This window comes from Bacillus sp. BSL6 (assembly GCF_052928345.1).
Genome location: NZ_JAVGCW010000008.1, coordinates 179,668 through 200,769, shown reverse-complemented (window position 1 = coordinate 200,769; position 21,102 = coordinate 179,668). Strand labels below are relative to the sequence as shown.

The 21,102-nt window shown below is 36.0% G+C and carries 17 protein-coding genes, 1 rRNA gene and 3 pseudogenes; 6 read left to right on the top strand and 15 right to left on the bottom strand.

Going from position 1 to position 21,102, the window contains the following annotated elements:
• Together RCJ96_RS22910 and RCJ96_RS22905 are read right to left on the bottom strand one after the other, a co-directional pair.
• A 16S ribosomal RNA gene (locus RCJ96_RS22910) occupies nt 1-69 on the bottom strand; the annotation flags it as partial.
• Between the two features lie 326 nt (nt 70-395).
• The gene (locus RCJ96_RS22905) at nt 396-641 is read right to left on the bottom strand and encodes a hypothetical protein (protein WP_141108656.1); all 246 of its coding nucleotides are present in this window, start codon (nt 639-641) and stop codon (nt 396-398) included.
• 125 nt (nt 642-766) lie between these two features.
• Here RCJ96_RS22905 and RCJ96_RS22900 point away from each other — a divergent pair, with 125 nt between their 5' ends.
• The gene (locus RCJ96_RS22900) at nt 767-3,811 is read left to right on the top strand and encodes an efflux RND transporter permease subunit (RefSeq protein WP_270795595.1); all 3,045 of its coding nucleotides are present in this window, start codon (nt 767-769) and stop codon (nt 3,809-3,811) included.
• Nucleotides 3,812-3,854: 43 nt separating this feature from the next.
• Here the strand turns inward: RCJ96_RS22900 and RCJ96_RS22895 are convergent.
• The 5 genes and pseudogenes from RCJ96_RS22895 to RCJ96_RS22875 form a co-directional block, all read right to left on the bottom strand.
• Nucleotides 3,855-4,136 (bottom strand): annotated as a pseudogene (locus tag RCJ96_RS22895) (AAA family ATPase); the annotation flags it as partial.
• Between the two features lie 150 nt (nt 4,137-4,286).
• Nucleotides 4,287-4,529 (bottom strand): annotated as a pseudogene (locus RCJ96_RS22890) (AAA family ATPase); the annotation flags it as partial.
• A gap of 185 nt (nt 4,530-4,714) precedes the next feature.
• Nucleotides 4,715-5,635 carry a phosphate ABC transporter permease PstA gene (gene pstA, locus RCJ96_RS22885; RefSeq protein WP_000994142.1) on the bottom strand — a complete coding sequence of 307 codons (921 nt, stop codon included), beginning with the start codon at nt 5,633-5,635 and terminating at the stop codon, nt 4,715-4,717.
• 2 nt (nt 5,636-5,637) lie between these two features.
• The gene (gene pstC, locus RCJ96_RS22880; RefSeq protein ID WP_416504400.1) at nt 5,638-6,528 is read right to left on the bottom strand and encodes a phosphate ABC transporter permease subunit PstC; all 891 of its coding nucleotides are present in this window, start codon (nt 6,526-6,528) and stop codon (nt 5,638-5,640) included.
• 70 nt (nt 6,529-6,598) lie between these two features.
• Nucleotides 6,599-7,498 (bottom strand): phosphate ABC transporter substrate-binding protein PstS, encoded by a 900-nt coding sequence (locus RCJ96_RS22875; RefSeq protein WP_000245119.1) that lies wholly within the window; start codon nt 7,496-7,498, stop codon nt 6,599-6,601.
• Between the two features lie 512 nt (nt 7,499-8,010).
• Here RCJ96_RS22875 and RCJ96_RS22870 point away from each other — a divergent pair.
• The 3 genes from RCJ96_RS22870 to RCJ96_RS22860 are packed head-to-tail and all read left to right on the top strand — an operon-like array spanning nt 8,011 to nt 10,365.
• Nucleotides 8,011-8,268 (top strand): FeoA family protein, encoded by a 258-nt coding sequence (locus tag RCJ96_RS22870; protein ID WP_446699848.1) that lies wholly within the window; start codon nt 8,011-8,013, stop codon nt 8,266-8,268.
• Complete coding sequence (locus tag RCJ96_RS22865) at nt 8,265-8,987, top strand: FeoB small GTPase domain-containing protein (protein WP_000033860.1); 723 nt, start codon at nt 8,265-8,267, stop codon at nt 8,985-8,987. Before RCJ96_RS22870 ends, RCJ96_RS22865 begins: the two co-directional genes overlap by 4 nt.
• On the top strand, nt 8,965-10,365 hold the full coding sequence (locus tag RCJ96_RS22860; protein ID WP_074607317.1) for a nucleoside recognition domain-containing protein: 1,401 nt from the start codon (nt 8,965-8,967) through the stop codon (nt 10,363-10,365). The genes RCJ96_RS22865 and RCJ96_RS22860 overlap by 23 nt, the downstream gene beginning before the upstream one ends.
• 61 nt (nt 10,366-10,426) lie before the next feature.
• Here RCJ96_RS22860 and RCJ96_RS22855 read toward each other — a convergent pair whose 3' ends face one another.
• The 8 genes and pseudogenes from RCJ96_RS22855 to RCJ96_RS22820 all read right to left on the bottom strand — a co-directional run bounded on the left by RCJ96_RS22855 (nt 10,427) and on the right by RCJ96_RS22820 (nt 18,117).
• Nucleotides 10,427-10,564: a hypothetical protein gene (locus RCJ96_RS22855; RefSeq protein ID WP_071742034.1), complete on the bottom strand. Its 138-nt coding sequence runs from the start codon at nt 10,562-10,564 to the stop codon at nt 10,427-10,429.
• 11 nt (nt 10,565-10,575) lie between these two features.
• Nucleotides 10,576-11,741 (bottom strand): annotated as a pseudogene (gerLC, locus tag RCJ96_RS22850) (spore germination protein GerLC).
• On the bottom strand, nt 11,725-12,849 hold the full coding sequence (gene gerLB / locus RCJ96_RS22845) for a spore germination protein GerLB (RefSeq protein WP_074607321.1): 1,125 nt from the start codon (nt 12,847-12,849) through the stop codon (nt 11,725-11,727). Before gerLB ends, gerLC begins: the two are co-directional and overlap by 17 nt.
• Nucleotides 12,850-14,328: a spore germination protein GerLA gene (gene gerLA, locus RCJ96_RS22840; RefSeq protein ID WP_136445391.1), complete on the bottom strand. Its 1,479-nt coding sequence runs from the start codon at nt 14,326-14,328 to the stop codon at nt 12,850-12,852. It abuts the gene before it with no gap.
• A gap of 102 nt (nt 14,329-14,430) precedes the next feature.
• Nucleotides 14,431-15,903, bottom strand: coding sequence for a sodium:solute symporter family protein (locus tag RCJ96_RS22835; protein ID WP_000125912.1), 1,473 nt, complete (start codon nt 15,901-15,903; stop codon nt 14,431-14,433).
• A complete protein-coding gene (locus RCJ96_RS22830; RefSeq protein ID WP_270795583.1) occupies nt 15,900-16,097 on the bottom strand; it encodes a DUF3311 domain-containing protein in 198 nt (65 codons plus the stop codon). The genes RCJ96_RS22835 and RCJ96_RS22830 overlap by 4 nt, the downstream gene beginning before the upstream one ends.
• Nucleotide 16,098: 1 nt before the next feature.
• On the bottom strand, nt 16,099-17,274 hold the full coding sequence (locus tag RCJ96_RS22825) for an amidohydrolase (RefSeq protein WP_416504396.1): 1,176 nt from the start codon (nt 17,272-17,274) through the stop codon (nt 16,099-16,101).
• 132 nt (nt 17,275-17,406) lie between these two features.
• The gene (locus RCJ96_RS22820) at nt 17,407-18,117 is read right to left on the bottom strand and encodes a C39 family peptidase (RefSeq protein WP_270795579.1); all 711 of its coding nucleotides are present in this window, start codon (nt 18,115-18,117) and stop codon (nt 17,407-17,409) included.
• A gap of 380 nt (nt 18,118-18,497) precedes the next feature.
• Here RCJ96_RS22820 and RCJ96_RS22815 point away from each other — a divergent pair, with 380 nt between their 5' ends.
• Both RCJ96_RS22815 and RCJ96_RS22810 read left to right on the top strand, forming a co-directional pair.
• A complete protein-coding gene (locus tag RCJ96_RS22815; RefSeq protein ID WP_001076078.1) occupies nt 18,498-19,913 on the top strand; it encodes an amino acid permease in 1,416 nt (471 codons plus the stop codon).
• A 282-nt stretch (nt 19,914-20,195) separates the two neighbouring features.
• A complete protein-coding gene (locus RCJ96_RS22810; RefSeq protein WP_001176167.1) occupies nt 20,196-21,071 on the top strand; it encodes a cytochrome aa3 quinol oxidase subunit II in 876 nt (291 codons plus the stop codon).
• Nucleotides 21,072-21,102: the final 31 nt, after the last annotated feature.

The window sequence follows — 21,102 nt, the reverse complement described above, 5'->3', positions numbered from 1 at the left end:
TCGCTCGACTTGCATGTATTAGGCACGCCGCCAGCGTTCATCCTGAGCCAGGATCAAACTCTCCAATAAAGTTAGTTTGTCTAGCATCATAAAATAAAAATTGACGTTTCACGTTGTTTGTTTCGTTCAGTTTTCAAAGAACTTGTCCGCCGCTCAGAAGCGACTTCATCATATTAACATCTTCATTTTTCGATGTCAACTAAGTTTTAAAATTTCTTTTTTGTCGTTTTCTGCGTTTCCGCATCAGCGACGTTTATTAATATACCATCATGCTTTTTAAATAACAAGTGTTTTTTATAAAAAATAAAAAAAATTATCTATCCTACTTTCTTCTATAGTAAAACCTTTTATTCTCTCTACTGAAAATAAGTATTTTGATTGTATACCAATACACTCTAATTAACCAAACTGCCTTTCATAATCCCTCCCACCTTTTCATTCTCTTCTACATTAAAGTCCACATTTAAAAAGAAAATAGCTTCGCCACTTCCTAATAATGCGCACATGTTGATTTTTTGTCCCTCCACACAAATCATTACTAATTGAAAGAACCGGTTGTTGGCAGATAGCTCCACCCCAACCGAATTCGAGGTGAGAATTTTATCGTCCGACCAACGGCGGGATAGATAACGAAATTCCAACGAAACATCAACTTAAGATTATTGTTAGAATTTTTTTACATTTAATTAATGAAAAATATCCATTTTTTGTTATATAGTAGAAAGGACGTACTCAACTACAAATAAACCAATGGAGGAATTACTTTATGGATAGGTTAACGAAGTTTTCATTAAAAAACCGCGCCGCTGTTATCATCATGGTTTTTCTCATTTCCATACTCGGTGTTTATTCCGGCTCTAAATTACCTATGGAATTTTTACCTAGCATCGATAATCCCGCAGTCACCGTCACAACTTTATCTCCAGGACTCGACGCTGAAGCAATGACAAAAGAAGTAACCGATCCCCTTGAAAAACAATTTCGCAACTTAGAACACATCGACAACATCACCTCTTCTACTCACGAAGGATTATCACGCATCGATATCGCGTATACATCCAAAGCAAATATGAAAGATGCCGCACGTGAAGTTGAAAAGGCCATTAATACAATTAAATTACCTAAAGATGCAACGAAACCGATAGTTAGCCAATTAAATACTTCTATGATTCCACTCGCTCAAATTGCAATCCAAAAGCAAAACGGATTTTCAAAAGCAGATGAAAAACAAATCGAAAAGGAAATCGTACCACAACTCGAAAGCATTGATGGCGTTGCCAACGTTATGTTTTTTGGAAAATCAACTTCCGAATTATCTATTATACTAGACCCAAACCAATTAAAAGATAAAAACGTAACAACGGAACAAATATTAAAGGTTTTACAAGGAAAAGAAACTTCCACTCCAGCTGGAGCTGTTACCGTTAATAAAGAAGAATATAACCTTCGTGTCATCGGGGATATAAAGAATGTAGATGACATTAAAAACATCACTGTTGCACCTCAAGTTAAATTACAAGATGTTTCTCAAATTGAACTTAAACAACACTACGATACAATCTCACATATAAACGGCGAAGAAGGCACTGGATTAATCATCATGAAAGAGCCAAGTAAAAATGCAGTTGCAACCGGAAAAGAAATCGATAAAAAAATTAAAGATATAAGTAAACAATATAAAGATCAGTTTTCTATTAAACTTTTAGCATCAACTCATGAGCAAGTTGAAAATGCTGTTACTAGTATGGGAAAAGAAGTAATCCTTGGAGCAATTGCGGCAACTCTAATTATCTTAATCTTTTTACGTAACTTCCGAACGACGCTCATTGCTGTTGTCAGTATTCCATTATCTATTTTATTAACACTCTTTTTACTACACCAATCTAACATCACACTTAACACTCTAACACTTGGTGGTTTAGCCGTTGCAGTTGGACGTCTCGTCGATGATAGCATCGTTGTCATTGAGAATATTTTCCGCCGGTTACAAAAGGAATCTTTCTCTAAAGATATTATTCTCGATGCAACGAAAGAGGTCGCCGTCGCAATTACTTCTTCCACCTTAACAACGGTCGCTGTTTTTTTACCTATCGGCCTCGTATCAGGAGTAATCGGAAAATTAATGTTACCTATGGTATTAGCGGTCGTATATTCTATACTATCGTCCTTAATCGTTGCACTAACAGTTGTTCCACTTATGGCTTTTTTACTACTCAAAAAAACAAAACACAAAAAGCCAAGTTCTTCACCACGATATGTGGCTACATTAAAGTGGGCTCTTTCGCATAAATTCATTATTCTACTTACTTCTTTTTTATTATTCGCAGGATCGATTGCTGCCTATGTATTACTACCGAAAGCGAATATAAAATCTGAAGACGACACAATGTTATCTATTAATATGACTTTCCCAGCTGATTACGCTCCTGAAACACAAAAACAAAAAGCCTTTGATTTCGAAAAGAAGCTACTTTCTAATTCAGATGTAACGGATGTTATTTTACGAATGGGATCTAGCGCAGAAGATGCACAATGGGGGCAAACGACCAAAAATAATCTCGCAAGTATATTGGTAGTCTTTAAAAAAGGTTCTGATATTGATCAGTATATTAAAGAGTTAAAGAAAGAACATAAAACTTTTGAACCCGCTGAACTTGATTATATAAAAATGAGTTATTCAAGCTCTGGCGGCGGCAATAATTTGCAATTCAACGTAACAGCCACTAACGAAGCGAATTTAAAAGAGGCTGCTACTATCGTCGAAACAAAACTAAAAGATATGGATGATCTTTCTAAAGTAAAAACGAATTTAGAAGACTCTAAGAAAGAATGGCAAATCCATGTTGATCAAACAAAGGCCGAACAACTAGGATTAACACCAGAATTAGCAGCTCAACAAGTAGCATTCCTTATGAAGAAATCACCTATTGGTGAAGTTTCAATCAATAACGAAAAAACTACTATTATGATAGAACATAAAAAAGAAAGCATTACGAAACAAGAAGACATTTTAAACACAAACATACTATCACCTATTAATGGACCAATTCCTTTAAAAGACATTGCAACTATTTCAGAAAAACAACTTCAAACAGAAGTCTTCCATAAAGATGGAAAAGAAACCATTCAAATTACCGCAGAAGCTTCAAATGAAGATTTAAGTAAGGTAAGCGCAGAAGTGAACAAAGCGATAGCCGACTTAGATTTACCTAGCGGAGCCAAAGTAAATATCGCAGGCGCCACTGAATCTATGCAAGAGAACTTCACAGATTTATTCAAGATTATGGGGATTGCAATCGGGATTGTATATTTAATTATGGTTATTACCTTTGGGCAGGCGCGTGCTCCTTTTGCAATCTTGTTCTCCTTGCCATTAGCTGCTGTCGGCGGTATTTTAGGATTAATCATTTCAGGAACACCAGTTGATGTAAATTCCTTGATCGGCGCATTAATGTTAATCGGGATTGTCGTTACAAACGCTATCGTATTAATAGAAAGAGTACAACAAAACCGGGAACACGGTATGGAAACGAGAGAGGCCTTACTTGAAGCAGGTTCCACTAGATTACGCCCAATTATTATGACAGCTATTACAACAATCGTCGCTATGCTACCACTCCTATTCGGTCAATCACAAGCAGGAAGTATGGTATCGAAAAGTTTGGCAGTCGTTGTCATCGGCGGTTTAGCAGTCTCAACTGTCCTTACATTAGTAGTCGTTCCTGTAATGTATGAACTATTAGATAAAATCGGGAGAAAAAGACGCTCTCGTAGAAAAATAAATACTTCTACAGAAACACCTGATATTTAAACGAAAAAGCGTTATCTTCACGAATGAAGATAACGCTTTTTCTCTACCTACTCATATAATCCATCATTTTTTCTGCATACCGCTCTAGAGGTTCACTAGAATTCACAATAAGATATTCACTATTTAGAGGTCTTTTACTACCATTTAACCACTTTTTAAAAGCTACTTCCGACTCTACCTTTCCAATTTGACTGACCAGACGCTTACGTGTTTGTAGTCTCATATTAATCTCTTCCATATCATTCAGATAACACTCAATATATTTATATTTCACACCATGTTTATTAGACAGCTTAATTCCTTTTTCAACCATCCCTTCATATAAAGTGAAACTTTAATCAGTGGGGTTTGTTCATCCCCACTGATTATTAGTTGAACCAATCGGGCTTTTACGGGCAGTTAATCCCCCACCTAACTTCTTTGCTTTCGCTGAATTTTGAGGTGGGGGTCTTACTGCCCGTTAAATGCGGGATAGACATGGACTATCCAATATCACACTATGTCCTTGTTCTAAATATGAATCAATCAATGCCCATTCAGCATCATACGCAAGTCCACCAATAATCGTTGATTCAATACCTTTCACTTCTAGTGATCTTAACAATGCTGATTTCAAAACGTCATGATCTACAATTATAGCACCTGTTAACTCCCCTATATACTTAGAAACTGTGGATTTTCCCGATCCTGGAAAACCTGACATTTGCAGAAAAAACAAATTAAACCCACTCCCTCATTTTCATCTTTTTATCCCGCTATTTGTGAGCAGTAAAACCCCACTGTTTAAAATTTCACTTTATCTATATAACGAATTACAAATTCAATAATCGCTATACCTTTTCCTTCTATATTAAAATACAAAAAGAACCCCCTACTTATAAGTAGAGAGTTCCCCTTTACAGCTTATGCAGCTTTTACCTTCTTCGTCGTTTTACTTTTTCTTTTCGCTCCTGTAAAACGTTTGTGCAATATAGATGCTACTAATCGTGAAATAACATTGAATAGTAATACCATAATAATTAATACAGCTGCAGATTTTGTCGCAATTAACTTCGCATCTGGGATAATCCCTTCAGAATTTAACTTCCAAATGTGAACCGCTAACGTTTCAGCTGGTCTAAATGGATTTAAAGGATGAGCAGGACTTGAGAAGTCCGCTGCTGAATTTAAAATTGGAGATGTTAAACCCGCTGTATAAATTAATGCCGCCGCTTCACCAAATATACGACCTGCCGCTAAAATAACGCCTGTAATAATTTGCGGTAATGACGACGGAATAATAATACGAGTGATCGTTTGCCACTTTGTTGCACCTAATCCAAGACTCGCCTCTTTCACATTAGAAGGAACCTCTGAAATCGCATTTTCACAAACACGAGTTAAACCTGGCAAGTTTAAAATTGTTAAAGCAAGGGCACCACCCATTACTGTGTATCCCCATCCTGTCATTGTAACGAACACTAACAAACCGAATAAACCAACAACAATAGAAGGTAAAGATGCCATTGTCTCAATACATAAACGAACAAAGTTTAAAAAACGTCCTTGTTTTGCATACTCTGCTAAATATATTCCAGCGCCTAATCCAAGTGGAATAGATATAATAAGCGTTATAACAAGCATATAGAATGAATTGAATAACTGCGGACCAATCCCACCACCAGCTCTTGTATTGCTTGGTTCTCCAAACAGGAAATTAGGATCCCAAAAACCCCATCCCTTTTGTAAAATCTCAAATACTAAGAACACTAGTAAAGCTACAACTAAAGCCGCAACCGCATAAAAGATACCTGTCCAAACTTTATTTACCGTCCTTGCATTCATTATTATCGCTCACCTCTTTGCCCAATTGCTCGAATAACTAAAATAAACAGGAATGAAATAACAAGTAAAATCATTGCTAAAGTCCATAGCGCATTGTTCCAAGCAGTTCCGTTTAATGTATTTGTCATATCCATTGTCAAAATACCAGTTAACGTTGCTGTCGGGCTATATATTCCTTCTGGTAATTTAACCGTATTCCCAATTACCATTTGAACCGCTAACGCTTCACCAAAAGCACGCGCTAAACCTAAAACAACACCTGTTAAAATCCCTTTTTTCGCAGCAGGAACAATTACTCGACTAATCGCTTGCCATTTCGTTGATCCTAAACCATAAGAAGCTTCTAAATAATCAAATGGAACAGAGCGTATTGCATCAGAAGCGATACTAGCAATAGTAGGCAAAATCATTATACTTAATACAACAATACCTGCAATTAAACTAAAGCCCACTCCTCCAAACGAATCACGTAATAGCGGTACTAAGATTGTAACCCCTAATAATCCGTATACAACCGAAGGAATACCAACTAATAATTCTAAAACAGGCTTCAATACTTTATTTCCAAACTTCGGCGAAATTAAATTCATGAATATAGCAAGAGCTATAGCAATTGGCGCACTAATAATAACCGCACCTAACGAAACCACCGTTGAACCTACAATAAAAATTACAGCCCCGAAAGTTCCCCCATCAGCATTTGGACTCCATTTTGTCGATGTTAACATTTCAGTAAACGAGATACCACTTTGCGTAAAAGATTGAATTCCTTTACCGCAAATAAACGCAATAATAGCTAATGTAACTAAAACAATAAAAATACCACAAAACGTAACAAGTGATCTTCCTATATATTCACTTTTCACGTAATTAATTTGTTTTTTCCCCTTCATCACAGGACAGACCCCACTTCATAAATTGAAATGAACAGGACTGGCCTTGCAGCCAGCCCCATAAATTTTATTACTTATTTAATTTAGACATTGGAATATAACCCATATCTTCTACTTGCTTTTCAAAATCTTTACCTTTTACATAGTCAATGTAAGCTTTTGTTGCTTCTTTTGCCTCACCTTTCGTTACCATGTACTCGTAAGACCAGAATGGATATTTACCAGACGCAATGTTTTCAACTTTTGGTTCAGCACCATCAATTTTCACTGTTTGTAGCGCACCTTTTTTCTCGCCAACCATGTAAGACATTGCTAAATAACTCACTGAACCTGGAGTAGAGTTAATCGCTTGTTCTACTGCACCGTTAGAATCTTGTGTAGTACCAGTTCCATCATTAATTTTCGCGTCTTTCATAATTGTTTTTTCAAATGTAGCACGTGTACCAGAAGAAGCTGGACGGTTAATTACGTTAATTTTTTCATCTTTCCCGCCTACCTCTTTCCAGTTTGTTACTTTTCCAGTGAAGATATCTTGTACTTGTTGTACTGTTAAATTATCAACTTTTACATCTTTATTTACGACAAGTGCGAATGCAATACCCGCTACCTTGTTATCTACTAATTCTTTCGCCTTATCAGCATCTTTTATTTTATCTGCAGATGGAACATCTGAGTTACCAATTTGGACCGCACCAGAAGCTACTTGGTTAATTCCAGTTCCACTACCGCCACCTTGCACTTGAATAGAAACGTTTGAATTTTTCTCCATAAATTTCTTTCCAGCTTCCTCTGCAAGAGGTTGAAGTGCTGTAGATCCTGCAGCTGCTATCGTACCTGACAATTCTTGTTTTGCATTATCGCTTCCTTTAGCATCTTTACCTGACGTCTCTTCTGCTTTTCCACATCCCACTAATGAACCCGCTACCACTAAAGCTGCTAAAGAAAATTTAATACCCTTTTTCATAACCATGTCTTGTACCCCCATTTGGATTATCACTTTTCACATTTATCTACTTCTTTCGAACACAAATTCATTGTAGGACAATAATATTATGTGAGTGTTAAGCAATTTTTAATTTTAAGTAAATGACGATAATACCCCTTAAAAACTAGGAATCCCAACATTTATAGTTGAAAAACCCAACAAAATCCACACTAATTAGGCTACAATGTAAATTTATTCTTAATAATGTAAATTCAATGTAAATATTTTTCACTCTTTTTTCCTTTTAGTTAAAGTTACATTTACAATTCCGTTGTATTTTGTTACTTTTACGCGCCTAATTTATGTACATTACACAGAATTTCAGTAATATTTTTTAGTACAACTAAATAAATTGGAACAATTCTAAAAATAAATGAATATTTTTAAAGTACCAATTGACAGCATCATCCAATGTAGTCTACTATATTACTAACAAAAAGTTTACCTAAGGAAACTTTTTAAACTTAAACTAACAATATAGAGATGAGGTAACTTTTATGGCATCGGCTAATATAAAACCACTTTCCGAATTTAAGACTGGAGAGTTTGTACAAATTGAGAAGATACAATTAGAAGGAACTATGAAACGACGCTTATTAGATTTAGGATTCATCCCAGGCGCAACAATTAAAGTATTACAACGCAGCCCACTTGGAGATCCGGTCGCTTATCAAGTAAGCAACACAACTATCGCACTACGCAAGGAAGAAAGTTCCCTTATTTTCGGGGTATTAATAGGAGATGATTTCAGATGAGCAAACATCGCATTGCTTTAGCTGGCAACCCAAATACCGGGAAAAGTACATTATTTAATACTTTAACAGGTTTAAAACAACATACTGGAAACTGGACGGGAAAAACTGTTTTAAAAGCTGAAGGAGAATATGAACATAACGGTAGTAAATATACATTAATAGATTTACCTGGGACTTACTCACTATATTCAAATTCTGCGGATGAAGAAGTAGCAAGGGATTATATTATATTTGAAAAACCAGAAGTAACTGTAGTTGTTGTAGATGCAACAGCAATGGAAAGAAATTTAAATTTAGCACTTCAAGTAATGGAAATGACGAGTAACGTAGTCATTTGTATTAACTTAATTGATGAAGCTGAGAAAAAAGGCATCGTTATCGATGAAAAAAAATTAGCAAAATCACTTGGTGTACCTGTAGTTAAGATTTCCGCTCGTAACCGAGTAGGCATCGGTCATTTACTAAATGTCATTGCTAAAGTAGCAAATAAAAAGCTAATTCCAGCACCAATTAAAGTTACTTATAGTGAAAAAATCGAAAATATGATTCGAGAATTAGAACCACAAATTTATAAAGTATTCGGTGATACGTATCCAGCACGTTGGATTGCATTACGTATATTAGATGGAGATAAAAATTTCTTAACTGCACTTGAAAAACATCATAACGAACCACTTGTAAGGGAGGTCGTAATCAATGGAATCTCACTCAGCCAGTAAAGCTCTTCCATTAGACTACATTATTCAACACGCTCAAACACTTTCAAAAGAAGATATACGAGATGATATTGTCGGAGATATTTATCGAACATCTGCAAGTATCTGTAAAGAATCTGTTCAATATACAAATACGGATAAATTGTATCGTTCTGAAAAACTAGATAAAATTTTCACATCTCCAATATGGGGATTCCCAATTATGCTCGGTATTTTATCTATCATTTTTTATCTTACAATCGCTGGTGCTAACGTACCATCTGATATGATTGCTGAGTTTTTCGGATGGACCGAAGGATATTTAACTTCTTGGTTCCAAGCAGCACACGCACCTGAATGGTTACATGGCATTTTAATACTTGGTTTATTCCGTGGTATCGGCGCTGTTATTAGCGTTATGTTACCACCTATGGCCATCTTTTTCCCTATGTTCGCACTATTAGAAAACTATGGATACTTACCACGCGTTGCGTTTAATATGGACCGCTTATTCAAACGCTCTGGTGCACACGGTAAACAATCTTTAACAATGGCAATGGGCTTTGGTTGTAACGCTGCAGCTATTATGTCAACACGTATTATTGAATCACCACGTGAACGTATGCTTGCAATCTTAACAAATAACTTCGTACCTTGTAACGGTCGCTGGCCTATGTTAATTTTAATGGCCTCATTATTTATGGCTGCTGGTTATACAGGTAGTATGCAAACACTTGTTACTGCCGGCGTTGTAGTTGGAATGGTTGTAATTGGTATCGTTATGACATTAACTGTTTCTTGGGTACTATCCAAAACAGCTTTAAAAGGCGTTCCAACCCACTACACACTTGAGTTACCGCCGTACCGTAAGCCAAAGGTTTGGAATACAATTGTACGCGCAACACTCGATAAATCAGTTTATGTTTTAAAACGAGCTGTTGTTGTAGCTGCCCCTGCGGCTGCATTAACTTGGTTACTAGCTAATATTTTCATCGGTGACACAAGCTTACTTATGTATTTTGTAAATTTTCTAGATCCATTTGCTAAAATGTTAGGACTTGACGGCTTTATTCTAGCTGCGTTTATTCTTGGACTACCAGCGAATGAAATTGTTATCCCGATTTTATTAATGTCTTACTTATCAACCGGAGCTTTAACTGAAATTGATGATTTTAATCAAATTAAAAATTTATTCTTAGAAAATGGTTGGACTTGGTTAACAGCGTTAAACACAATGTTGTTCTCACTTCTTCATTTCCCATGCGGAACAACACTGGTTAACATATATAAAGAAACAAAAAGTGCAAAATGGACATTCTTATCGTTTGCAATCCCTACCGTTATCGCCATTGTTGTGACATTCCTCTCTACACAATTGGTACATTGGTTAGGGCTTGTGTAAAGTAAAGCATACATAGAAGGTATCCCCCTTCACATATGCTTTGCACGAAAGAAACCTGAAATCATTCAGGTTTCTTTTTTTGCACATCAGCATTCCAAGGCTGCGCTCCATACGTTGTGAGTTTCTTATGAATAAAGTATATAGCGCCTGGAAGAATCGCCATTAATATTGTGCAACTAATTCCCAATCCAGTAAACAACTTCCATCACCTTACTTCACTTTCTTTGGTAATGCTGAACCTGAATGTTCAATTGTTGGATCAACGTGAACATTAATTTCAGCATTACTAAAATAATTCTGGCCTTGATCCCAATTCTTACTAACTTTCTTCCACTCTTTATAATTATGCCTCTTATATACCTCTCCTAATTCCAATACATCTACCTTATATTTTTTTGAACAAGCTGTATAGACTTTTCAATACGCTTCTTCATCTCCTTTGAAATCTCTTTCTTTAAAAATTTTTCATTCATCACTTGTTTTGGTTCATTAAAATGTAACTCAGCTAATATGCCTTCTGTGGACAAATGAATATCAAACTTCGGTTTTGTAGCATTTTCAGTAGACACTCGGATCTTTCGGCGCAACTTATGAATTTCATATGTAATGAGCTGATTCTTTTTACGAACAGTAAAGAAACCTCCAATTTTTTTACCTATTACATAGTTCATTCCTAATGTTTGTTCTCCATTCAAAGTTCCAACGCACTTATTATCCTTTCCACGGATCAATGCCGCTCCTTCCATTTGTACGCCTTGTTTAGTTAACCCTAAGAGAGGTAATGCAAAACTTCGATCTGCAATCATTTTCCCTTGTACTTCACCAATTCTCGCCGCCTCAATCATTTGAGCGTTTTTCGGAGGATGTTCAGCTAACATATCAATGTACTGCGCCGGTAAGTTTTCAGGTTTTGCACTCTGTTTTAAAATAGATTCTGCATTTTTCTTGGAAACGAACAAACGAATATTTCTTCTCATTTCATGGTCACGAAAATATACATCTAACGTATTTTGCAAAACATACGGATTTGCTAGTAATTCATCCGAAAAAATAATGACTTGTATATGCGGAAAAAATAATGTTCGACTAATTTTTTTAGCAATTATTCTTATTTGCTCAAAGACGCTATCTGCTTTCGCACTTACGTTAATATAATTTTCACTATCTCCATCGCCCTGTCCACCTTGTTGTGCTAACTTACTGGGAAGTACCATCTGATACGTCCCTTTCATAATCGGATTTGATTTCTTTTTCTTCACAATATCGTAAGCTGCGCCTACTACAAAGCCTCTTTCTTCTATTTCTTCTAGTTCAGAGCACCCACTTATAGATCCAACTAAAACCATAACCATTATCATTTTAAGAAGGTGTTTCATTTCTACCATTCCTTCTTTTCATTTTATATACAATAAAAACTAGCAAAGGAGCTAATACGACAAATCCCATATCTATCCACGCTAAATACGTTCCGTAACTTGATAACGTATTTAAATTACCCGGGAGCATATTCAGCATAAAAATCAGAGGCGCGCTCCCGAAAATAAAAATATGTTTCTTCACTTTCGGAAACATGGCACAAAATAATAAAGAGGCGACGTCATAATACATTGCTGTCGTGTTATAAATAGTAATAATCCAAGTCGTAAAAAAAATCGCGTCGAACCTTTCTAAAAATCCTCCACCAATTTCAATTTCTTTCCCTAATTCAATTGTCGGATATGTCAATCCACGTGTTGTCATATACGTAAAAACACTAATACAAGTTACATAAATTAAAATGTATGACAACACGTTTACCATCACAGCTTTTGCAACTGCCATCGGTGCTTTTTTCGCCGTCTTATCATTCAACAACACAGCATAAAACAGAGCTACCTCAAATCCAATAAATGTGAATATAGAATTTTTAACCCCAACAGCGTATTGACTTACTTCCGTTTGGAAAGCTGGAAACAAATTGTTTATTTCCATTAAATTTATATTTAATAAAGAAAGAAGCACTATTGCAATTAAAACAATAGGTAAGAACATAACATTTAATCGTAATAAAGCTGCTCTCGACCCTGCTATTCCATAGATAACAACTAATAAGAAGAAGAAAGATAGGAGCTGTACCGGCGTATCACTAAATAAATACGTTTGCGAAATAATTGCAATCATCCGCGATTCATATGCTGTCAAAGCCGCAAACGTCAATACTAAAATGCTACTAATTGTATATGCAACAGGCTTCGTCAAATGTATGCTTGTATATTGAACAAAGTTTTGTTTTGGAAATAAAATAGCCACCCTCGTTACAAACCAACCTAAAACTGCACATATCAATCCACCCAAAAGCAAAATAATCCAACCATCTGAAAATAATGTTTGGTTTGCAATATCCCTTGGCATAGATAATGCGCCTATACCAATAATGGTCGATGATACCGCAAACCCAATTTCCCGAGATCCAATTTCTTCATCGCCATACTCAAATGGTTTCAATTATTCTCGCTCCTTTGGACGTACTGTAGAATCTTTCGTTTGTAAATATTCCGGTCTCTCTTTCAACATTGATTTTGGCATGCGAATAAACTCTTCTTTCCAATCTTTATAAAATGCGGGTGCAATTGGAGTTGTATACGGTACACCAACACTTGTTAAATTTGTAATATGAACAGCAAGCGCAATAAGAGCTAGAATGATTCCATACAAACCAAAAGCAGTTGCTGCTAAAACGAAGACGAAAAGTAAAATCCGAAACGTAATTGTGATGCTATACACCGGAAGTGAAAATGTAGCAATAGCTGTAACCGCAATAATGATAACTAAAAATGGATTTACAATTCCTGCATTCACCGCTGCCTCTCCAATTACAAGACCACCTACAATCCCAATTGTTTGTCCCATCGGTTTCGGCAACCTAATTCCTGCTTCTCGTATTAACTCCATCGTTAATGCCATCATTAACGTTTCAATATAGGCAGGAAACGGAACACCTTCTCTTGCTCCAGCAATCGAATAAGCCAATTTAGAAGGAATAAGTCCTTGGTGATATGAGACGAGCGCTACATACATCGCCGGCATTAAAATTGCAACTATACCAGAACCCATCCGCAAAATTCTTAATAACGTTCCGATCACCCAGCGTTCATAATGATCTTCCACAGATTGAAAAATATCGACAAATACTAGCGGAGCTATAAGCGCAAACGGGGATCCATCCACCAAAATAGCTGCCTTTCCTTTCGCTAATGAGGCCACAATATTATCAGGCCTTTCCGTATTCAAAAACTGCGGAAACGGCGACAAATTATTATCTTGAATTAATTGCTCAATTGTACCCGTCTCAAAAACAACATCTGTCACTATGGATTGAAGACGCCGATCTAGCTCTTTTACAATGTAAGGATTAATAATGTCTTCTATATATACTAAAGTCACTTCTTTTTGGGATCTCTTTCCCATAATATAAGATTGAAATCTCAGCTTTGGGTCACGTAAACTACGGCGAATTAACATTTTATTCACGTTAATATCTTCATTTAATCCTATCCTCGGTCCACGTATTAAATCTTCTGTTACTGGCGGTTCTAAACTTCTTTTTTCCCAAGCTCTACTATTAATCACGATAGCAGTTTGAATATTATCAATTAATATAACTGTATCTCCCGCTAAAATCGCATTTATAATATCCGGAAATGTTGTCTTCTTACCAACTTCTGCAATAGAAATAAAGCGATCTAATAATGTTTGAACAACAGCTTCGTCTTTTTGTATCTCTTCATATTGAAGCGTACGAACTACATATTTATAAACGTTATCCTTATCTGTTAACCCACATAAAAAGACAACAGCACAACGTGTAAAACTACCAGCAAGGGCAACTTCCCTAATTGTCAAATCATTAGGCGAACCTAACTCATCTCTAATTTCTTTCATAACTTCAAATAAGTTACCTTTTAGCTCTAACAAATCCCCCACCTAACTTCCTTTTCAACAAGTTTTTAGTTAGATTCCGCTAATAGAAGAAAATATATACAAAAAAAGAGCTATCTCTTTTCAAAGATAGCTCTAGCATACGAATTACTTTTCTACTATTATATTGTCTTTCTTTATAGATACATTTTTGGTGAATCCGCTAACGATAAACATCACAATCATATTCATTAACAGCGCGACTATACCTACATTTAAATCTTTTATATATTGAGGGAAACCCGGAAACATCGTAGCTATAGTTGAACCAGATAAAGTAATATACGCAACCACTAATAACCCAATCCCCATCCCGGCAATTGCTCCTTGCTTCGTAATAGTCTGACGTGGAAACAAACTACATACAAGTGCCGGGAAAAGTTGTGTCACTATACTATATCCCATTAAAAGAAGTGCTCCTATCGTTTCTCCACCTTTAAAAGTAAACAAAACAGCTACAAGCGTTACTACAGGAACAAATAATTTCGCTACTTTTGCCACTTGTCGATCCGAGGCAGATGGGACCATTGTTCGGTAAATATTTTTCGCTAATAATGTAGAAGCGGCCATGACAAGCATAGAACCTGGAACTAATGCCGTTAAAACTCCAGCACTACCAATAATCCCAATAAACCAAGGATCAAAAGTTTGAAGAGCCAGACGGAATAACGAAAGGTCTACATCCCCTCCCTTTAATCCAGGAACTTGCAAAATAGCTGCGAACCCTGCAAAGAACACGAAAAGTAAAACTAAAGAGTACAGTGGCATAATGGCCGCATTTTTACGAAATACTTTTTCATTTTTTGCAGAGAAAGCAGAGGCAAATGTATGGGGCCACATATAGAAACCGAGAGCTGTTAATATAATAGTAGAAACAAACCAAGAAATGCTCATTCCTTCATCAGGTAAAGATAAAAATCCTGGTTTTGCTGCTTCTACAGCTTCAAACATCGGCTGAAATCCTCCGTAATAATGGTACGGTAAATATATACCTAAAAACATAACGATAAACAGGATCATAATATCCTTCAAAGCGGCCGTCCAAGCAGAGCCGTGTATACCTGAAACCATTACATATATCGTTATAACAATTGCGCCAATCCACACTGCGATAACTGGTGATACCCTTCCGTAAGACGCTTCCGAAACGATAATTCCTAATCCTTTTAACTGTAAAACAAGGTATGGGATAATCGAAATAACCCCAATGATAGAAACGATAAGGCCAAGTGCCTGACTCTTATATTTCTTCACAAAAAAATCTGGCTGTGAAACTAAATTATGCTCTTTTGCATACTTCCAAACTGGTGGTAATAAAAAATAAGATAAAATATAAGCTAACGCACCATAACCTAAAATATAAAAAGTAGGTGCTCCTTTACTATACGCCCATCCACTTCCACCTAAAAATGTGAATGTCGTATAAATTTCACCTGCCATAAGAAGAAAAACAAAAATAGTACCAAAGCCTCTTCCTCCAACTGACCATTGCTCTAAATTCATATCTTTTCCATGTTGCGCCCGAATTCCCAAAAATAGTGCGAGAAACAAAAATAAAATAATGATAAGTAATGCGGTCATTTTACATCCCCCTTATTAGCAGGATCAAATACGTATACAATCCCCATACAAAGAGATGTAATAAGCACTGATAATAATATCCAAAATAATAAAAATGGCATCCCTAATATGTAAGGAGTAACTGAATTAGCAAATACGGGGCCAACAACTAAACAAAAAACTGGAATAAGCGCGAATACGTGTATTTTCTTCATTTCATTCTCCTTTACTTATGAAATTCATAATCGATGATACAAAGACTTGCACGCCAATTGGTAATGCATCTTCATCAATCGTAAAACGAGGGTGATGGTGAGGATATATAATTCCTTTCTCTTTATTTCCTGCTCCGATAAAAAAGAATGTCCCTGGTACTTTTTGTAAAAACGCTGAAAAATCTTCTCCAGCCATTGTCGGCTGTAAACGAGTAACTCGTTCTCTTCCATAAAGCTGTAATGCTGTTTGCTCAATAATCTCTGTAACTTTATAATCATTTACGACGGGACGATATCCATATTCATAAGAAAACGTATATTTCGCTCCGTAAGCTTCCGTCACATGCTTTACAATCTGTTCAATTCTTTTCTCTGTTTCTTCTCGCAACTCATGTCTTAAACTCCGCACTGTCCCTTCAATCTCCGCTTGTTCTGGAATCACATTATGAGTTGTCCCAGCGTGAAATTGCGTAACAGATACTACGAGAGAATCTAACGGATTCGTGAGGCGAGAGACAATTTGCTGAAGTTGCGAAACCACTTGTGTGCCGATGGCAATACTATCAACTGTTTCATGAGGGATTCCAGCATGTCCACCTTTTCCTTCTATTATAATTTTAAAAACATCTGGAGCAGCCATTGCGGGACCATAAATTACACCTACTTTCCCAACCTCTAATGACGCCCAAAGGTGGGCACCAATAATATAATCCACACCTTCCATTACACCTGCTGCGACCATTTCCTCTGCACCGCCTGGAAAGTTTTCTTCAGCATGTTGGAATAGAAAACGAATCTCCCCTTTAATCTTCTCTCTTGCTTCTACTAACTTATGTACGACTCCAAGTAATATCGCTATATGTCCATCATGGCCACATGCATGCATTACACCTGGATATGCAGAAATAAAATCAAACTCATTTTCTTCATGAATAGGGAGAGCATCCATGTCAGCACGAACCGCAATGGTTTTACCTGGCTGCTTACCAATTAATCTTGCCATTACACTATATTTCGTAGGTCTTGACACTTCTAAATGTGGAATTTTCCGAAGTATGTCGAACACAAACTGTGATGTTTTTTCTTCTTGAAAAGATAGCTCTGGATACTTATGAAAATGCCTTCTCCACTCAACCAACTGATCCTTTGACAAAACAAGTTCTTTTGCAACATCCATTTCTCTTCTCCCCTTCTTCACCAAGTTAAATGTTATTATAACGTGAATTGTTAACTTTTAAAAGAATATTCTGAATTTTCTATTATAATTATTTAAAAATAAAAAGCCATCGAAATGATGACTTTTTCATTATTATAAAATAGTAATCGCTTGTTTCCCCATTTGCTCCCACGCTTTCTCAAACTCTGCTCGTGGAACAGCGAAACGCGGATTATTTTTTAGAGGATCATTTACATATACAAAGTTTTGATCGTATCCAACTACTACTACACTATGCTCAAAATATGTAATTTTCACTTCACCAGAACTTGTATTCCATGTTTCAAACCTACTTTCAGCTAGCGGCTTAAACGTCGTATTAATAATAACCCATACTGGAGAACCAGAACTAATTACCTTATATAAATCATTCACGTCTCTATCTGTTAGATTAATTACTTTTTCAGAAACATATTTTTCCGCTAAATTAAAGATTGGTTTATTGTATACACCATATCCTGGTTCAGCTTTCGTATAAATATTTCCAACAAATCCCTCATACGGATTTCCACGCAAACCATTTTGTTCAAATGGAACTCGATGAATTTCACTAGCAAGTTGCATCTTATCTACTTGCACACCTTTATATTGTAGCAACATAGCTAAGCTTGTCACTTCACATCCACGAGGTAATTCTGGTAACTGCTTTATAAACGGAACATTTTCAATCATAGCCGCTTCTTTCATTTCAGATAGAAAATCTAAGCGTAGCACTTGTGCCTTTTGTATAATCTTATCTTTCCCTATAAAAAACGCTGCAGCAAATATAATTCCAAAAACAAAAAGATATTTTAACTTTTTCATTTTAAACAAAACTCCATTAATTATTATTTTACAGACATACCTCTTACCATTGTACCTTTCTTCTTGCTAGTTTGCTAGAAAGATTCTGTGAATTATTGTTCATAACTACGTCGTTATAAAATTCTAATTATTTTTAATAAAAAGAAAAAACAATATACTTTTTAGCAACATTTTGCTAAAATCAAAATTATTAACATGGTGAAGATGTCACCTTGTTAACAAAACCATTCTTAGAGTATTTAGTCATAGTTCGTTTTTTTACATACTCCATTCATTTCATAGCAAATAAACTGAGTATGTGTCACATCCCCCACTAATGATTAAAAACTCAGAATGAAAACCAGTTAATACATATAAGAAAATAACGGGGTGAGGGGCATATGAATCAACAAGTAGAACAAACAGATTTAAAACGTACAATGAAAAGTAGACACCTATTTATGATTGCACTTGGTGGTGTTATCGGAACTGGCCTATTTATGGGATCTGGTCAAATCGTCCATAACGCCGGCCCTGGTGGTGCTATTCTTGCATTTTTAGTCGGTGGATTTGTTATGTATTTAACGATGTTATGTCTTGGTGAATTATCCGTAGCTATGCCAGAAGCAGGTTCATTCCAAAGCTATGCAAGCAAATTTATTTCACCTGGTTTTGGTTTTGTTGTCGGTTGGATGTATTGGTTAAATTGGGCTGTTACAGTTGGAGTAGAGTTAACAACTGTAAGTATTTTAATGAAACGATGGTTTCCAGACGTTTCTTCGTGGATTTGGTGTGTTACATTTGCGGCAGCACTCTTTCTCGTAAACGCTTTATCAGCAAAAGCATATGCAGAAGCAGAATTTTGGTTCGCAAGTGTAAAAGTCGCAACTATTGTTGTTTTCATCGTACTCGGTGGTGCAGTTATGTTCGGTTTACTAGACTTTAACGGAAAACCAGCTCCAATGCTTCACAATTTCACTGAGAATGGCGGCCTATTTCCAAATGGTGCATTAGCTGTTCTTCTTACGATGATCACAGTAAATTACTCCTTCCAAGGAACAGAATTAATCGGAATTGCTTCAGGAGAAAGTGAAAATCCTGAAAAAACAATTCCTAAAGCAATCAAAAATACCATTTGGCGCACACTATTCTTCTTCGTCCTAGCAATATCAGTTGTTGTAGGTTTACTCCCGTGGCAAGAGGCTAATCTAGTCGAAAGTCCATTTGTACTTGTATTTGATGTAGCTGGTGTTCCATATGCAGCAGACATTATGAACTTTGTTATTATTACAGCTGTATTATCCGTAGCCAATTCTGGTCTATACGCAAATTCGCGTATGCTTTGGGCGATGGCAAAACAAGGAATGGCAAGTCCAGCATTTACGAAATTAACTAAAAAAGGTGTACCACTAAACGCATTGATTTTCAGTCTAATCTTTGCAAGTCTATCCCTATTAACAAGTGTATTTGCAGCAGATACTGTCTTTTTAGTTTTAACATCTATCGCAGCAATGGCTGCTGTTGTCGTTTGGATGTCAATTGCGGCTTCACAGTTTTTCTTCCGTAGAAACTTCGTGAAAAACGGTGGTGACATAAATGATTTAAAATATCGCACACCACTTTATCCGCTCGTTCCAATCGTAGCGTTCTCACTCAATTTTATTACATTTGTTAGTTTAGCTTTCATTCCAGATCAGAGAATCGCTCTTTATTGCGGCATTCCATTTATGGTCATTTGTTACATTTTATATCAAGTGAAATATAAAAAAATTGTCACATTTGAACAACAACAGACTATTTCACAAGAAATAAACTAAATATACGAAATATTCAGCTATCTTTCTTATGATAAGATAGCTTTTTTCTATTTCTTGGGTATCCTGGTATAACTTTATTTATCTTAAAATTTTCACAATCGCATTTTTCTCTGGAAAATAGTTTACAATGTAATCAAGTTACAAATGATATTCACCTTAAAAAGTGTGCATTTGTGTCTATTTTTTAACAATATCTCAAAAACTATTGCCTTCTATAAATTAATAGGTTTATATTGTTTTATTGGCATAGTTTCAATCCAAGGAGAAAGGAGATTTTCAATCGTGCAACTAAAGAAAGCGTTTTGGAAGTTGGCTTCGCTTCTTCCGTTATCATTACTTCTGTTCCTCGGTGGCTGTGATAAAAAACTCGCAGTATTAAATCCGCAAGGACCTGTTGCAAAAGCACAGTATGATTTAATTGTTTGGTCATTCTTGCTTATGTCATTAATTATCGCAATTGTATTCATCTTGTTTACAGTCATCTTGATTCGTTATCGTGAAAAACCAGAGAATATGGACTATGAGCCACCTGAACAACACGGTAACACATTATTAGAAATCATTTGGACGCTTGTTCCTGTTATTATCGTTATCGCATTATCGATTCCAACAGTAAAAGCAACTTATGCTTCGGAAGAGGTTCCGAAAGAGTCCAAACATATTAAACCAGTGGAGATTTATGTTACATCTGCAAACTGGAAATGGTTATTCAGTTACCCAGAGGAAAAAATTGAAACCGTTAACTATTTAAACATCCCAGCTGGTGTACCAATTCAATTCAAACTGACTTCTGTCGGCCCAATGAATGCTTTCTGGGTACCAGAACTTGGTGGTATGAAGTACACAATGGATGGCATGATTATGGACCTTTATTTACAAGCTGACAAACCAGGTTCTTACCTAGGTCGTAGCGCGAACTTCTCTGGTGAAGGATTTACTCACATGGAGTTCGAAGTTGAAGCAAAAACTAAAGAGAAATATGACAAGTGGGTTAAAGAAGTACAACAAACTGCTCCTAAACTAACAGAAGATAAGTACAACGAAATTGTTAAACCTGGTGTAGTTGGTCGTATGACATTCTCTAGCCATCACTTAAGTTATGTAGATCCAAAATCACTTGAATATTGTGATTACAACTACTACAAAAACAAAAAATAATAGCTATAATTCCAACAGATTGGAGTGAACA